Origin of the sequence: Corallococcus sp. AB030 (assembly GCF_003668965.1) — a bacterium.
Classification (GTDB): domain Bacteria; phylum Myxococcota; class Myxococcia; order Myxococcales; family Myxococcaceae; genus Corallococcus; species Corallococcus exiguus.
The window spans coordinates 1-14,143 of the sequence record NZ_RAWQ01000126.1 but is presented as its reverse complement, the minus strand read 5'-3'; the positions used below and the strand labels follow the sequence as shown (position 1 = coordinate 14,143).

Annotated in this window: 14 protein-coding genes; 6 read left to right on the top strand and 8 right to left on the bottom strand. The window is 68.7% G+C overall.

The features are described from left to right. Window positions 1-23: 23 nt before the first annotated feature. Window positions 24-293, bottom strand: a complete 270-nt coding sequence (locus D7Y15_RS26730) for an HU family DNA-binding protein (RefSeq protein ID WP_014394187.1) — start codon at window positions 291-293, stop codon at window positions 24-26. A 324-nt stretch (window positions 294-617) separates the two neighbouring features. Between D7Y15_RS26730 and D7Y15_RS26725 the strand changes: the two genes are divergently transcribed. Beyond that, window positions 618-2,072, top strand: a complete 1,455-nt coding sequence (locus tag D7Y15_RS26725; protein ID WP_121754338.1) for a hypothetical protein — start codon at window positions 618-620, stop codon at window positions 2,070-2,072. Here the strand turns inward: D7Y15_RS26725 and D7Y15_RS26720 are convergent. Next, on the bottom strand, window positions 2,063-3,181 hold the full coding sequence (locus D7Y15_RS26720) for an alpha/beta fold hydrolase (RefSeq protein ID WP_120575926.1): 1,119 nt from the start codon (window positions 3,179-3,181) through the stop codon (window positions 2,063-2,065). The genes D7Y15_RS26725 and D7Y15_RS26720 overlap by 10 nt on opposite strands. A gap of 116 nt (window positions 3,182-3,297) precedes the next feature. On the opposite strand from D7Y15_RS26720, the gene pssA reads away from it, so the two are divergent. From pssA to D7Y15_RS26700, 4 genes are read left to right on the top strand one after another with little or no spacing between them, the layout of a single operon-like run. Continuing rightward, window positions 3,298-4,152 carry a CDP-diacylglycerol--serine O-phosphatidyltransferase gene (gene pssA, locus D7Y15_RS26715; protein ID WP_120575927.1) on the top strand — a complete coding sequence of 285 codons (855 nt, stop codon included), beginning with the start codon at window positions 3,298-3,300 and terminating at the stop codon, window positions 4,150-4,152. 50 nt (window positions 4,153-4,202) lie between these two features. Then, window positions 4,203-5,468, top strand: a complete 1,266-nt coding sequence (locus tag D7Y15_RS26710; RefSeq protein WP_120575928.1) for a CinA family nicotinamide mononucleotide deamidase-related protein — start codon at window positions 4,203-4,205, stop codon at window positions 5,466-5,468. Continuing rightward, complete coding sequence (locus D7Y15_RS26705; protein ID WP_120575929.1) at window positions 5,465-6,964, top strand: hypothetical protein; 1,500 nt, start codon at window positions 5,465-5,467, stop codon at window positions 6,962-6,964. The genes D7Y15_RS26710 and D7Y15_RS26705 overlap by 4 nt, the downstream gene beginning before the upstream one ends. Window positions 6,965-7,021: 57 nt before the next feature. After that, on the top strand, window positions 7,022-7,531 hold the full coding sequence (locus tag D7Y15_RS26700) for a DUF1285 domain-containing protein (protein ID WP_120575930.1): 510 nt from the start codon (window positions 7,022-7,024) through the stop codon (window positions 7,529-7,531). Here D7Y15_RS26700 and recA read toward each other — a convergent pair. Then, window positions 7,528-8,553, bottom strand: a complete 1,026-nt coding sequence (gene recA, locus D7Y15_RS26695; RefSeq protein WP_120575931.1) for a recombinase RecA — start codon at window positions 8,551-8,553, stop codon at window positions 7,528-7,530. The two genes, D7Y15_RS26700 and recA, sit on opposite strands and share 4 nt — an antisense overlap. A gap of 282 nt (window positions 8,554-8,835) precedes the next feature. On the opposite strand from recA, the gene D7Y15_RS26690 reads away from it, so the two are divergent. Then, window positions 8,836-10,215 carry an NAD(P)/FAD-dependent oxidoreductase gene (locus tag D7Y15_RS26690; RefSeq protein WP_121754337.1) on the top strand — a complete coding sequence of 460 codons (1,380 nt, stop codon included), beginning with the start codon at window positions 8,836-8,838 and terminating at the stop codon, window positions 10,213-10,215. Here the strand turns inward: D7Y15_RS26690 and D7Y15_RS26685 are convergent. From D7Y15_RS26685 to D7Y15_RS26665, 5 genes are all read right to left on the bottom strand, one after another. Next, a complete protein-coding gene (locus D7Y15_RS26685; protein ID WP_120575933.1) occupies window positions 10,138-11,775 on the bottom strand; it encodes a YifB family Mg chelatase-like AAA ATPase in 1,638 nt (545 codons plus the stop codon). The two genes, D7Y15_RS26690 and D7Y15_RS26685, sit on opposite strands and share 78 nt — an antisense overlap. Window positions 11,776-12,001: 226 nt before the next feature. Then, a complete protein-coding gene (locus tag D7Y15_RS26680) occupies window positions 12,002-12,517 on the bottom strand; it encodes a biopolymer transporter ExbD (protein ID WP_120575934.1) in 516 nt (171 codons plus the stop codon). Continuing rightward, window positions 12,517-12,930, bottom strand: coding sequence for a biopolymer transporter ExbD (locus tag D7Y15_RS26675; RefSeq protein WP_014394198.1), 414 nt, complete (start codon window positions 12,928-12,930; stop codon window positions 12,517-12,519). The genes D7Y15_RS26680 and D7Y15_RS26675 overlap by 1 nt, the downstream gene beginning before the upstream one ends. A 100-nt stretch (window positions 12,931-13,030) precedes the next feature. Further along, window positions 13,031-13,708 carry a MotA/TolQ/ExbB proton channel family protein gene (locus D7Y15_RS26670; RefSeq protein ID WP_120575935.1) on the bottom strand — a complete coding sequence of 226 codons (678 nt, stop codon included), beginning with the start codon at window positions 13,706-13,708 and terminating at the stop codon, window positions 13,031-13,033. A 75-nt stretch (window positions 13,709-13,783) separates the two neighbouring features. After that, a partial coding sequence (locus D7Y15_RS26665) for an energy transducer TonB (RefSeq protein ID WP_147452026.1) occupies window positions 13,784-14,143 on the bottom strand: 360 nt, incomplete at its 5' end.

Below are 14,143 nucleotides of genomic sequence, written 5' to 3'. Positions count from 1 at the left end.
GGGCCTTCACAACGGCCCTGCGACTACAGCGAGTTCTTCAGCTCCTTCGCGGGACGGAAACCGACCGTCTTCGACGCCTTGAGCTTCATCATCTCGTTGGTCTGCGGGTTGCGAATCTTCCGCGCCTTGCGCGAACGCAGCGACCACGTGCCGAACCCGGGGTAGCTGAATCGGGTGTCCTTCTTCACCGCCTTGCCGATGTTGGTGAAGACGCTGTCGAGGATCTGGGCGGCCTGCTTCTTCGTGAGCTTCGACTGCGCAGCCACCACCTCCACGAGCTCTGCCTTGGTCATGACACCCCTCCCTCTTGCGTTGTCTGGCGTTGATCGAGCGGATGGCGGAGGTAACAAATCGAGCTTTCGACTGTCAATGCGCCACCCGTTCCCGGGCCGGAAAATCGGCCTCCGGATGAAAACTGGCCTCTGAAAATACACCCTGTAGAGAGTCGGGAGGATCGCATCTTTTGATACATCCTCACACTCCTGCTTTCCACATCAGGAGAAGTGATCGCCTGGTGATCGCTTTTGCGTGAAAGGCATTGGAAAATCGATCACTTAGCAGTCGCCGCTGATCCAGCTCCAGCAGGGTGCCATCAGGGGGCTAGAGTGCCTGCCCGCGTGCCCACCCGACTGCTTCCATGGCTCCTCGTCCTGATGTGCGCCTGCTCGCGGCTGTCCCCACGGCCCCAGGCGACGGGCGAGCTGTGGGTGGACGGGGCGGCCTCGGGCGGCGACGGCACCCGGGAGCGCCCCCTGCGCTCGCTGATCGAAGCCCTGGCCCGCCCCGGCCCGAAGCACGTGCACCTGGCTTCCGGCCGCTATGAAGGCCCCTTCCGGCTGCCGGAGGGCACCCGGCTCACGGGGGAGGGCCCTTCCACGATCCTGGCGGCGGGCCCCGGCACCCCCGTGGTCGAGGCGCCAGGGGACACCGCCCTGGAGTCCCTGGTGATCGAGGGAGGAGGCTGGGGTCTGGAGGCCCGGGGGCCCGTGAATGTCCGCACCGTGACCTTCCGCAATCAGACCCGGGGCGCCATCCGGCTGGGCGCGGGTCCTCTGGAGGGCAGGGGGCTGCGCTTCGAGGCCGGGGCGAGCAGCCTGGCGCCGACCGCGGTGGGCGTGCTCGTGGAGGCAGGAACCGCAGGGGCTTCCGCGCCGTCCCTGATCCTCAGGGACAGTGCGTTCACGGGGGCCTACGACCGCGCGGTTCGGGCCCGGGGTGGGGCCACGGTGCGCCTGGAGGGGGTGGACTTCCAGGGCCCCCGGACGGCGCTGAGCCAGGAGGGCGGCGTGGCGGAGGTCGAACGGGCGCGGGTTTCGGGCGGCACGGGCACGGCGTTCTCCACGGTGGAGGGCGCGCTGACGCTGGTGGACGTCCGGGTCCAGGGCCACGAGTACGGCGTGACGGCCAACCAGGCCCGGCTGTCGGTGCGGGGCTTCAGTTCGGAGCACGCCACGCGCGCGGGAATGGGCCTCACCGCGACGAACGGCCTGCTGGAGGACGTGACCGTGAAGGACGCGGGCAACCACGGGGCGCTCCAGCTCACCGCCTCGGACCTGGAGGTGCGGCGCTTCCGCCTGGAGGGCTCACGCGAATACGGCGTGGTGGCGCTGCAGGGCCGCGTGCGCCTGCGGGATGGCGTCATCAAGGGCGTGAGCACCGCGGATGGCATCACGGGAGACGGGCTCCACCTGCGCCAGGTGGAAGCGGACGTCGACACCGTGACCGTCGAGGGCGCGAAGGGCACCTGCGTGCTGGCGACGCAGCGGGCCCGAGCGACGCTCCGCAACGCCCGGCTCTCGGGCTGTGGCCTGGCCGCGTTGGCGGTGGATACGAAGGCCACCCTGGAGTCCCGGAACGTCGACGTGCGCGACACGCCGGGCTCCATCCTGGTGGCCATCGAAGAAGGCCAGTTGCAGGTGGAGGACCTCACCGCGAAGGACGCGAGTGGCGAACTGGTCTCCACCGACTGCGAGGGCCAGACACGCGTCCAGCTCCGCCGCGTCGACGCGAGCACCAGGCGAGGACTGCGCTCTCCCTGCGTCCAGCTCGACGCCCGCTCGCCTCAGCCCTGAGCGGGAGCGGACGTGGGGGGCAGGGGCGTGGCGCGCTGTTCGATCCACGCGCGAATGACGGGGTAGACCTCCATGGGCGCGCCGGTGCCGAAGATGAGGTCGCCGTGGCCGTAGTCCATCTTGTCCCCGCGGTCCCGGCCAAAGACATGCAGCGCGCGATCCGGTGACGTGAGCAGCGCGTACTGCGCCTCCACGTTGGCCGAGGTGGCCAGGCGGTCCGCGCTGCCGCCCATCACCAGCACGGGCAACTGGAGCTTCGCGATGCCCGCGCGCCAATCCGTCTTGCGGTCGTAGGACCGGAACGCGTCGTGGGAGATCCAGTCCTGGAACTGCAGCAGCACCTTGCGGCTCATCGCCGCCATCATGTTGACGGACAGCTGCCTCAGGACGCGCGGCGGAACATGTCGAGGGTTCACGACGATGTCCGACAGGGGCAGTGCAAGGTAGCCCAGGAAGGGCGCCATGCTGGCGCTCACCCACGACTGACGGATGCTCCCGGGCCACGCCGCGCGCACGCCCAGCGAGATGAGCGTCCGCAGGAACGGCTCCGACTGGAGATACACCGGCGCGCCCAACTCGAGCAGACCCGCCAGCTTCCCGCCATCAGGCCCCTGCGCCACGCCGTACCCCACCAGGCCGCCCAGCGAGTGACCCAGCCAGAAGGCCTGCTTCGCGCCGGTCTCCTTCAGTGCCAGCTCCAGCAGGGCCGGCCCGTCGTGGTTGATGTGGTCGTCCACGGTGAAGTCCGTGGGCCGCCGGCCCCTGGGCGGACGTTGCGAGTGCCCGGTGCCGCGCCACTCCACGCTGAAGCAGTCGAAGCCTGCCTCGGTGAGGTAGTGGGCCACGGAGTAGGGCGGCTCGAAGTCGAAGGTGAAGCGGTTGGCCGCCAGCCCGTGGCACAGCAGGACGGGCTCGGCGAAGCGGCGCACCGGGGCCCGCCGGGCGTGCACGGTCAACTCCCACCCATCCGCGCACTTCACGCGCAGCATCTCGGGAAGGGGCCCCTTGAGGCGGTACCACCGCCTGACGAGCAGGACCCACACCACATTCACCAGCAGCAGGACGGCCGCCGCGGTCAATCCCCACAGGGCCCACTGCCCGTACGGCATTTCTCCTCCCATGCGACCCGGGACTGACTCCGGCGCGAATAAAACCCTGCTAAGGTCCGTTCCCTCGCCGTTTCTGCCGCATGGGCAGCCGACCACCTGGGGAAGTCGAGGGAACGATGAAGCTGCGGAAACTGATGTTCGTGCTCCCGAACCTCTTCACCGTCACTTCCATCTTCTGTGGCTTCTACGCCATCACCCTGTGTTCGGGTGAGGCAGAACCGGTGCAGCTGTACCAGGCGGCCCTGGCCATCCTCTTCGCCATGTTCTTCGACGGGTTCGACGGACGGGTGGCCCGCCTGACGAAGACGCAGAGCGACTTCGGCATGCAACTCGACAGCCTCGCGGACGTCATGTCCTTTGGCGCGGCGCCGGCGCTCCTCGTCTACAAGTGGGCGTTGGCCCCCATGGGCTTCTGGGGCCTGTTCATCTCCTTCGCGTTCATGGCCTGCGGCGCCATGAGGCTGGCGCGCTTCAACGTGCTCGCCATGCGCAACCCGCACGGCGGTGGCGGCGGCTTCTTCGTGGGGCTTCCCATCCCGCTGGCGGCTGGCGTGCTCGTCTCCCTCATCATCTCCCACCACGTGGCCAGCCAGGGCGAGGCGCTCGGTGACGGCGCGCGACTGCCAGTGGCGGTGGCGGTGGGCGCCCTGTCGCTGCTGATGGTGTCCACGGTGCGCTACCGCACCTTCAAGGACGCGCGTCCCAGCCGCAAGACGGCGCTCGTCTTCATGGTCATGGCGCTCACGGGCGCGTTCATCGCCCAGCAGTTCCACCCGGCCTGGGTGCTGGTGACGTACTTCGCCGCGTACCTGGTCATGGGGCTGGTGGAGTCCGCGGTCTCCGTGCGCAGCCGGCTGGCGTCCCGCAAGGTCGGCGCCGTCGCGGCGGTGGCGGTGGCGGCCGGGCTCGACGAGGACGACGACGAGGACTCCGAGGCCAACGCCACGGACGACGGTCCCGCGTTCCTCTGAGCAGTCAAGCGCGGGACGCGGGCCGTGTCGGCCGCTAGGATGCCCGGCCCATGCGCGTCGAGCTGCTGTGCACCGGTGACGAGCTCGTCACCGGCCTCATCACGGACACCAACAGCACGTACCTGGAAGCCCGCCTCTTCGACCTGGGTGTGAAGGTCGCACGGGTGACGGTAGTGGGCGACGTGCGTCCGGACATCACGGGCGCGTTGCTGGAAGCCTCGGCGCGCGCGGACGTGGTCATCGTCTCCGGAGGCCTTGGGCCCACGGCGGACGACTTCACGCTGGAGTGCGCCGCCGCCGCCGCGGGCGTGTCCATGGAAGAGGACGCGCGAGTGCTCGGCTGGCTGAAGGAGCGCTACGCCGCACGGGGCATGACGATGAATCCGGGCGCCCTGCGCATGGCGCGCATCCCCACGGGCACCGAGCCGATGCGCAATCCCCAGGGCTCGGCGCCACTGGTCATCCAGCAGTTGGGCCGCGCCCACCTGTTCTTCCTGCCAGGCGTTCCGCGAGAGTACCGCGCCCTGGTGGACGGAGAGGTGTTGCCGCGCGTGCGGACCTGGCTCGCCGCCGAATCGGGTCGCACGTTCCGGGCCTTTCGCCTGCTGCGAACCGTGCGCCTGCCTGAGTCCGTGCTGAACGAGCGGGTGATGCCCCTGGCCCCCAGCCACCCCAGGGTGGTGTTCGGCTTCCGGACGCACGCACCGGAGAACCACCTGAAGCTGATGGCGGAGGCCCCCACGCAGGCGGAGGCTGACGCCGCGCTCGCGGCCGCGGAGGCCGCATGCCGGCAGGTGCTGGGCACGCACGTCTACGGCGCGGATGGCAGCGAATACGCACCCGTGCTCCTCGACATGCTGGCGCGCGGCGGTCACACGCTGGCGGTGGCGGAGAGCTGCACGGGCGGCCTCGTCGCGCAGGAACTCACGGCCGTGCCGGGCTCCAGCCAGGTCTTCATCGGCGGGGCGGTCGCCTACTCGGAGAAGATGAAGTCCGCCTGGGTGGGCGTCCCCCCGGACATCCTCGCGAAGCACAGCGCCGTGTCGTCCCAGACGGCGCTCGCCATGGCGGAGGGAGTCCGCGCCGCCTGCGGCGCCACGTTCGGCCTGTCCGTCACGGGCTACGCAGGCCCGGGCGGAGGCACGCCCGAGGACCCCGTGGGCACCGTGTACTGCGGCCTGTCCGGCCCTGGAATGGAGCCCCGCTGCGAGCGGATCTCGCTCGCGGGTGACCGGGACCGGGTCCGCTTGTTCGCCGCATCCCACGTGCTGGAAATGTTGAGGTTGCACCTGCTCGCCGCCCCCGTGTCGCCATGAGTCGCTCCAAATCAAAGCGTCCCCGTCCTTCCGACCCGGAAGCGCCGTCCACGGCGCCCCCGGGCCCCGCCACCGCGGGCGAACCCGTCTCGGCCACGCCCGAGTCCTCCGCGCCGCTCGCCAGCCCCGCGGCGGCGACGGAATCCACCAGCCCCCCCACGTCGCCGGCCGGAGCAGGAGTGCATCCGGTGCGGAGCGCGGTGCGCCTGTGGCTGTCCGCCTACCGGGTGGAGGTGGTGCTGTTCCTCGTCGCGTTCGCGGTGCTGTCCAGCTTCAGCTCGCAGCGCTTCCTCCGGCAGAGCGCCGCGCCGCACTTCATCTACCAGGCGCAGTCCTGGCTGGAGGGACGGCTCGACGTGGATCCGCAGGTGTTGCCCAACCTGGAGGACTGGGCCTGCGTGCGGCTGGTGGACGGACAGAAGGTGCGGTGCGAGGGACGCCCGCTCCGCGATGACCGTTGGTTCGTCAGCTTCCCGTCCTTCCCCGCGGTCGTGATGCTCCCCTTCGTCGCGCTGCACGGCTACAAGTTCAACGACACGTCCTTCGGCGTCTTCGTGGGCGCGCTCGCGGTGGCGCTCTTCTATTCGCTGCTGCGCTTCCTCGCGCAGGAAGGGGAGACGGAGCGCAACCGCGACGACAACGTGGTGTTGTCGCTGGTGCTCGCCTTCGGCACGCTGTTCTTCTACTGCGCCATCCGGGGCGAGGTCTGGTTTGGCGCGCAGGTGATGGGCGTGGCGCTCACGTGTCTGTACGTGCGCAACGCCGTCAAGGCGCGGCGTCCCGTGCTCGCGGGGCTCTTCTTCTCCATGGCCGTGCTCACCCGCACGCCGCTGGTGTTCGCGGGCCTCTTCTTCGTCCTGGAGGCGCTCTGCCCCGGGCCGGACCGGCTGGCCCAACTGAAGGCCCTGCCGACCGCGTGGAAGCCCGCCCTCCGCAAGCTCGCCCTCTTCGGCGCGGGGGCCGCGCCCCTCGCCGCGCTCGCGGCCGCGTACAACGTCTACCGCTTCGGCAAGCCCGGCGAGTTCGGTCACTCGTACCTCTTCAACAACCGGGTGAACGTAGACATCGACCGCTTCGGGCTCTTCAACATCGAGTACCTGTCGCGCAACCTCCAGGCCGCGTTCCTCAAGCTGCCCCAGGTGTCGCTGTCTCCGCCGCGGCTGTCGTACGACCCGCATGGGCTGACGCTGCTGCTCACGCTGCCCCTGCTGGTGTTCCTGCTGGTCCCCCGCACGCGTCCCCGTCTGCACTGGTCCCTGTGGCTGACCGTGGCGGTGTGCGCGCTGCCGGGGCTCTTCTACCAGAACACCGGTTACATGCAGTTCGGCTTCCGGTTCAGCCTGGACTACACGCCTTATCTGCTGTTGCTCTTCGCCATTGGAGGATGGTCGCTGCGCAACCGCGCGGTGATCGCCGTGCTGGCGCTTGGCGTGCTGGTGAACTTCTGGGGCGCCGTGGCCTTTCGTGGCTACACGGAGTTCGTGCGGAACTGGTAGGCCTCCAGGCTCCGGCGGCTTGAATCCGCCGGACCTCACCCGCACCTCAAGGGCGACATGCAACCTCCCACTGGCCAGCCCCCTCCAGGCAAGCGTTGGCACACCCGTGAGGACAGCGGCATCCGTCTGGATGCGGCGTTGCGCTGGTGGCACGACGACGAGCCCATCGAGCACCCGAAGATCATCGAACTCTTCAACGCCTCGCTGGTCCTGGATGACGACGGGCGCTACCAGCTCCGCATCGCCCCGGACTGGTGCTACGTCCAGGTGGAGGACGCGGCCTACGAGGTCCGCACCGTGGACGTCACCTCGGATGAGCGTGTGTCCCTGCGTCTGAGCGACCGGACGGCCGAAGCCCTGGACCTGGGGTCGCTCCAGCTCACGCCGGACGGAGTCCTCACCTGCCGCGTGAAGCAGGGCAGGGCGAAGGCCCGCTTCTCTCGTGATGCGCAGTACCAGTTCGGCGAGATGCTGGAAGAGAGCCCCGAAGGGCGACTGGTGCTGCGCGCGGGCCAACGCCACTGGGAGCTCCCCCTCTCGCTGGATGCACTCCAGGCCGCGACCTAGGCCGCCGCGGAGTCCGCGGACGGCACGGAGGGCGCGGTCGCTCCCACCAGGTCGCGAGCAAGGGCCTCCAGGACATCCGGGTGCTCGCGCAGCCACTCGCACGCCCGCTCGCGGCCCTGGCCGATGCGTTCACCCCGCAGGCTGAAGTGGCTGCCCGACTTCTCCACCACGCCCGCGCTCACGGCCAGGTCCAGCACCTCGGCGGCGCGGTGGATGCCCGTGCCGTAGAGCACGTCGAACTCCGCCTCCTGGAACGGGGGCGCCAGCTTGTTCTTCACCACCTTCACGCGGGCCCGTGAGCCCACCACCGCGTCGCCATCCTTGAGGTTGCCCGTGCGGCGGATCTCCATCCGCACCGACGAATAGAACTTCAGGGCGTTGCCGCCCGTCGTCGTCTCCGGGTTGCCGAACATCACGCCAATCTTCATGCGGATCTGGTTGATGAAGATGATGCAGGTGCCGGAGCGGCTCACCGCGCCCGTGAGCTTCCGCAGCGCCTGACTCATCAGCCGCGCCTGGACGCCCATGTGCGCGTCGCCCATCTCCCCTTCGATTTCCGCACGGGGGACCAGCGCCGCCACCGAATCCACCACGATGAGGTCCACGGCGCCCGAGCGCACGAGCTGCTCGGTGATTTCGAGCGCCTGCTCCCCGGTGTCCGGCTGCGCCACGAGCAGTTCCTCCGTACGCACCCCCAGCTTGCGCGCGTAGGACAGGTCCAGCGCGTGCTCCGCGTCGATGAAGGCCGCGATGCCCCCCACGGACTGCACCTGCGCGATGGCATGCAGGGTGAGGGTCGTCTTGCCGGAGGACTCATTGCCGAACAGCTCCACCACGCGCCCTCGCGGATAGCCCCCCACGCCCAGCGCCCGGTCCAACCCCACCGAGCCCGTGGGAATGACCGCCACCTTCTGCTCCGGTGCGTCCGCGCCGAGCGTCATCACCGCGCCTCGGCCGAACTGCTTTTCGATGGACGCCACCGCCGCCGCCACTGCCTTCAACTTCTCCGTCAGCCTGCTCATCTCGTCTGCCTCCCTCGCCGCCCTGCGGGCTGGATGCCTCGGCGCTGGGCAGAGCAACGCTCATGCCGCGCGGGCTTCCAGGCGGAAGGGCCTGCAAGGGCGTCCAGGTTCGCCGGAGCCGTCCGAACTGGCGGAGCGGCGTGCCTGTCTCCCATGCGCTGAGAAGGCGCAAAGGTGCGGGCACCTCCGCATAAGCAGACACGAGGGGACGTGACAGTCCGCCTTGATGGGATGGAAGGCTTTGCGTTGAAACCCTGGCGCGTCGCCGTGACATCTCCTCTCGTGAATACGACCCGTGAGAACCTTCCCCATGTGGTCATCCTGGGAGGCGGCTTCGGCGGCCTCTACGCGGCCCGGTACCTGCGAAAGGCAGGGGTTCGCGTCACGATGGTGGACCGTCACAACCACCACCTCTTCCAGCCCCTGCTGTACCAGGTGGCCACGGCGACACTGAGTCCCAGCGACATCGCCGCGCCACTGCGAGCGATGCTCGGACGCAATCACGTCCAGGTGCTGCTCGCGGAAGTCACTGGCGTGGACACCGCGCGCAAGCACGTCCTCCTGGCGGACGGTGAGCTGGCGTACGACTTCCTCATCGTCGCCACCGGAGCGACGCACTCGTACTTCGGCAATGACGCCTGGTCGCGACACTCGATGGGATTGAAGACCGTCGAGGACGCGCTGGAGATCCGCCGCCGCGTGTTGCTCGCCTTCGAGCAGGCCGAGCGCGAACCGGACCCAGAGCGCCGCCGCGCGCTGCTCACCTTCGCCATCATTGGCGCGGGTCCCACGGGCGTGGAGCTGGCGGGGGCGCTGGCGGAGATCAGCCGCAATTCATTGTCGGGTGACTTCCAGAACATCGACCCTCGGGATGCGCGCGTCATCCTCATCGAGGGAATGGACCGCGTGCTCCCCACCTATCCCGAGAACCTCTCGGCGGAGGCCCGCCGGGTGCTGGAGGGGCTCGGCGTCGAGGTCCGTACGGGCACCCAGGTCACGAACATCGACGCCGTGGGCGTGGACATGGGGCCTGAACATCTGGCGGCCCGCACGGTGCTCTGGGCCGCGGGGGTGGAGGCCTCGCCCGTGGCCCGTTCGCTCGGCGTGACGCTGGACAGGGCGGGGCGCGTCCAGGTGACGCCCGAGCTCACCGTGCCCGGGCATCCCGACATCTTCGTCGTCGGGGACCTGGCGCTCGTGAATCAGGAGGACGGAAGCGCGGTCCCGGGAGTGGCGCCCGCGGCGATGCAGGAGGGCAAGCACGCGGTGCTCAACCTCCGCCGCCAGCTCGCGGGCCAGCCCATGCAGCCCTTCCGCTACTGGGACCGGGGAACCTACGCGGTCATCGGCAGAGGCCATGCAGTGGGCGTGGCCTTCCGCCGCGTGAAGCAATCCGGCTTCGTCGCCTGGTTGGCCTGGCTCTTCATCCACATCACCTTCCTCATTGGCTTCCGAAGCAAGCTGGCCGTGTTGCTCAACTGGGCGTACGCGTACCTGACCTTCGGCAGGTCCGCGCGCATCATCACCGGCCCCGCTCCCCGTCTGGAGGAGCGGAGCGTGCAGCCGCTGCTCCCGAGTGCAAAGTCAGCCGTCGCCGACGGAGAACCCCCGGCTCCCGCCGTTCTCGGAAGCCTGGTGCCTGACAGTAGAGGTGCGGGGTAACGCATTCACCGCGCCCCGGGTATTGGCGTGGAGCCAGCCCCGGCGGTCCAGCATCCGGCAATCGACAGCGAGCCGCATGTCCACGTCCTCGATACGTCCGTGTCCCTCCAGGTCCGCGCGCGTCAGCGCGAGCTTGAGGATGCGGTCATGCGCCCGAGCGGACAGACCGAAATGAGTGACCGCGTCCTTGAGCGCCTTCTCCGCGGGCGGTGACATTACGCAGTAGCGGCGCAGCAGATGCGAAGGCATCTGGGCATTGCAGTGCACCCCTGGCATCTCGTGGAATCGGGCGCGCTGCCGTTCGCGCGCGGCCTCGACTCGCTGCCGGTAGTACTGGCTGGGCAGTTCCTGACTCTTCTCGGCGAGATGGTGGTACTCCACCGGCCGTGTCTGCACGGTGATGTCGATGCGGTCCAGCAGCGGCCCGCTGATGCGCGAGTGGTAGCCGAAGATGCGGTGCTCGAGGCAGGTGCACGTGTGCCCGGGGACGTTGAAGTAGCCGCACGGGCAGGGGTTCATCGCCGCCACCAACATGACCCGGCAGGGATAGGTGATGTGCTGGGTGGCCCGCGCCAGGTGGATGGCGCCTTCCTCCAGAGGCTGGCGCAGCACCTCCAGCACGTTCTTGCGGAACTCCGGTAGCTCATCGAGGAACAGCACGCCGTGATGGGCCAGGGACAGCTCGCCGGGACGGGCCATGGGGCCACCTCCCACGAGTCCCGCATCGGACAGCGTGTGGTGGGGCGCGCGAAACGGACGCTCGCGGATCAACGCCTGCTCGTCTCCCAGCAGCCCCTGGATGGAGTAGACCTTCGTGACCTCCAGCGCCTCGTCGAAGGACAGCTCGGGCAGGATGCCTGGCAGCCGTCGCGCCAACATCGTCTTGCCCGACCCTGGAGGCCCGGCCATCAGGATGTTGTGGCCACCCGCCGCCGCCAGCTCCAAAGCCAGCTTCAGCTCCGGCTGCCCCCGCACATCGGCCATGTCCGCGGTAGCGGTGCGAGTACCGCTCACCGAGGTCCCCGTGCGCGTCAGCGGCGTCAGCGGGGCCTTGCCGGTGAGGTGCCCCACGGCCTCCTTCAGGTGGGCCACGGACAGCACCTGGATGCCCTCCACCAGAGCCGCCTCCGCCGCGTTGGCTGCCGGCACCATGACGCCCTGGAAGCCGCCATTCCGGGCAGCCACGGCCAGCGGAAGCACCCCTTTGATGGCCTTGATGGAGCCATCCAACGACAGCTCTCCGCCAAAGAGGTACCGCTCCAGCGGTTCTTCCTCCATCAACCGCGCCGCCGCGAGGACGCCCAACGCGATGGGCAGCTCGAAGGCCGCCCCTTCCTTGCGGATCTCCGCAGGCGCCAGGTTGACCGTGATCCGCTTCTGCGGAAGGTCGAAGCCCGCGTTCTTCAGCGCGGAGACCACCCGGACCTTCGACTCCCGGGCTGCTCCCTCCGGCAGCCCCACGACGTTGAAGTAGGGCAGCCCGAGGGCCATGTCGACCTCGCACTCCACCACCACCGCGTCGATGCCCATCAATGCACCCGACCGCACCCTCGCCAGCATCGTCTCCCCCTTCCAACCCGTACGGGAGGAGGGGAGAGCAATGCCCGTACCGGCGCGCTGCCCTCACAGGCGGCCATCCGCGGCCATCCCACGCGGCAGACGTCGGGTCCCGCGCGGGGACATGGGGGCCTGAAAAGAAGAAGCCCGCTGGCGTCGGAACGCCAGCGGGCTTCGGATGGAATCGGTGACGGCGTGTCCGCGCGTCAGCCCTGACGGAAGAAGTGGATCAGGGAGTCGGCGGGGCAGGGGGCGCGGGCGGTGCACCGTCCGGCGAGTTCAGCGTGCCCTGGATGACCGCGTTCTGGGGAAGCTCGGTGGCCATGCCCAGGATCTTCGCTCCCGCGGCACGGGCGCCATCCAGCGCCACCACGAGCTTGCCGTAGTTCGCCGCGTCATCCGCCATGAAGAAGACGACCTTCTCGTCCGGCTTCTTGGCGTTCAGCATCCGCTTGAGGCGGGCGATGTAGTCCGAAGCGGGGATCTGCTCCGTGTTGATGGAGTAGGCGCCGCTCTTGTCCACCTGCACGACGATCTGCTGATCATCGGGCTCCGGCGGCGGCTGGTTCTCCTCCACCTCCGTCTCCGGGACGCGGACGAGGATGTCCTTCTCCAGGAGGGGCGTCACCACCATGAAGATGATGAGGAGCACCAGCACCACGTCCACCAGGGGCGTGACGTTGATCTCCGAGTTCGGCGCGGACGCGGGCTTGACCCACTGACGCTGCTTGTGTCCTCGGGACATTACTTCTTCTCCTCCACACCCAGGGCGATCTGCTTCGCCTTCGCCTTGCGGGCCGTGTCCAGCACCTTGCGCACGTCGCCCACGTTCAGGGCGTTGTCGCCCTTCAGGAGGATCTTCTTGCCTGGATCCTTCACCAGCTCCGCGGCGATCTTCTCCTGGAGACCCTTCTCGTCGACCTCATCGTTCTCCACGAACATCTTCTTGTCCGGGGTGATGGAGAGGATCAGCGGATCGGCGTCCGTCTTGCCTTCTTTTTCAATCTCCGTGGCCTTGGGCAGCTCCACGGACTTGCCGCGCTGGAGCATGGGCGTCACGACCATGAAGATGATGAGGAGCACCAGCACCACGTCCACCAACGGCGTGACGTTGATCTCGCTCTTGATGCCCCCTTTGGGGCCTGCTGACATTCCCATGCGTGCACCTGTATCCGGGAAGGAACGCCCACCCTGGGGCAGCGCGGCTTCTCAGCCGGACCGCCCTCATGGGTGGGGACGTCCCAGGGTGGGGCTACGACTAGGCCGCGTGCGACGAACCGCCGCCCACGTGCCGGGCCACCACGTCCAGGAACTCGTTGGAGGACTCGGAGATGTCCACGGAGCGGGCATCCACCCAGCCCTGCAGGAAGTTGTAGGCCATGACCGCGGGGATCGCCACGAGCAGACCGAACGCCGTGGTGATGAGCGCCTCGGAGATACCGGCGGAGATCGTCGCCAGACCGCCGGAGCCCGCCGCCGCCATCAGCTGGAAGGCGTTCACGATACCCATCGTGGTGCCCAGCAGACCGACGAACGGCGCCGTGGAGCCGACCGTGGCCAGCAGGCCCAGGCCACGCTTGAGGCTCTGCACCTCGCGCTGCGCCTGGCGCTCCAGCGCGCGGGCCACGGACTCCACCGCCAGGTCCTTGTTCCCAGGGGTGATCCGGTACGCCGTCAGGCCGGAGTTGATCACGCGGCCCAGGTGGCCCACGTCCTTGCCCAGGTTGGTGTTCGCCGCGGTGGTCAGGTCGCCCTTCGCGAGGATCGCGCCCATCTTGGCGGCGAAGTTGCGGCTGTCCGAGCGGGTCTTGCGGAAGACGATGACCCGCTCCGCCATGACGACCAGCGACGCCACCGACATGATGGCGAGGGTGAAGATGATCATGCGGGCGAAGAGGCCCGTGTGGTGCCAGATATCAAGCAGGGTAAATTGCATGGCTGTGGAGCGCTCCTCCTCACGAGCGCGAGGTGATGTTCGGCGGACTGCTCAAGCGGGGCTGCCTGCTTTGGATCAGCGCGGCAGCTTCAGGTTGAAGTTGAACGTGTACTGCACTTCGACCGGCCTGCCCTGGAACGTGACCGGCTTGTAGCGTGAGGCGGTGAGCACGTCCATCACGGCCTGCTCCATGTGAGGGAGCGGCTTGATCGTGCGGCAGCGCTCGACCTTTCCCTCGGTCGTGATCACGCACTTCACGATCATCAGGCCCTGCACGCGCGCCTCGAGGGCCTCACGCGTATAGGACACTTCCGGACCCGCGATCTTCTCGGGACGCGTCATGCCCTGGCCGAACGCCAGCACGTCCGTGCCCGTTCCACCCAGCTGACCGCCCACCACGCCGCCGATCACGCCACCCACCACGCCACCCACCAC

Coding starts and splice junctions, on each gene's coding strand:
- D7Y15_RS26730 (WP_014394187.1), bottom strand. CDS start 293: ATGACCAAGGCAGAGCTCGTGGAGGTGGTGGCTGCGCAGTCGAAGCTC.
- D7Y15_RS26720 (WP_120575926.1), bottom strand. CDS start 3,181: ATGCCGTACGGGCAGTGGGCCCTGTGGGGATTGACCGCGGCGGCCGTC.
- pssA (WP_120575927.1), top strand. CDS start 3,298: ATGAAGCTGCGGAAACTGATGTTCGTGCTCCCGAACCTCTTCACCGTC.
- D7Y15_RS26710 (WP_120575928.1), top strand. CDS start 4,203: ATGCGCGTCGAGCTGCTGTGCACCGGTGACGAGCTCGTCACCGGCCTC.
- D7Y15_RS26705 (WP_120575929.1), top strand. CDS start 5,465: ATGAGTCGCTCCAAATCAAAGCGTCCCCGTCCTTCCGACCCGGAAGCG.
- D7Y15_RS26700 (WP_120575930.1), top strand. CDS start 7,022: ATGCAACCTCCCACTGGCCAGCCCCCTCCAGGCAAGCGTTGGCACACC.
- recA (WP_120575931.1), bottom strand. CDS start 8,553: ATGAGCAGGCTGACGGAGAAGTTGAAGGCAGTGGCGGCGGCGGTGGCG.
- D7Y15_RS26685 (WP_120575933.1), bottom strand. CDS start 11,775: ATGCTGGCGAGGGTGCGGTCGGGTGCATTGATGGGCATCGACGCGGTG.
- D7Y15_RS26680 (WP_120575934.1), bottom strand. CDS start 12,517: ATGTCCCGAGGACACAAGCAGCGTCAGTGGGTCAAGCCCGCGTCCGCG.
- D7Y15_RS26675 (WP_014394198.1), bottom strand. CDS start 12,930: ATGGGAATGTCAGCAGGCCCCAAAGGGGGCATCAAGAGCGAGATCAAC.
- D7Y15_RS26670 (WP_120575935.1), bottom strand. CDS start 13,708: ATGCAATTTACCCTGCTTGATATCTGGCACCACACGGGCCTCTTCGCC.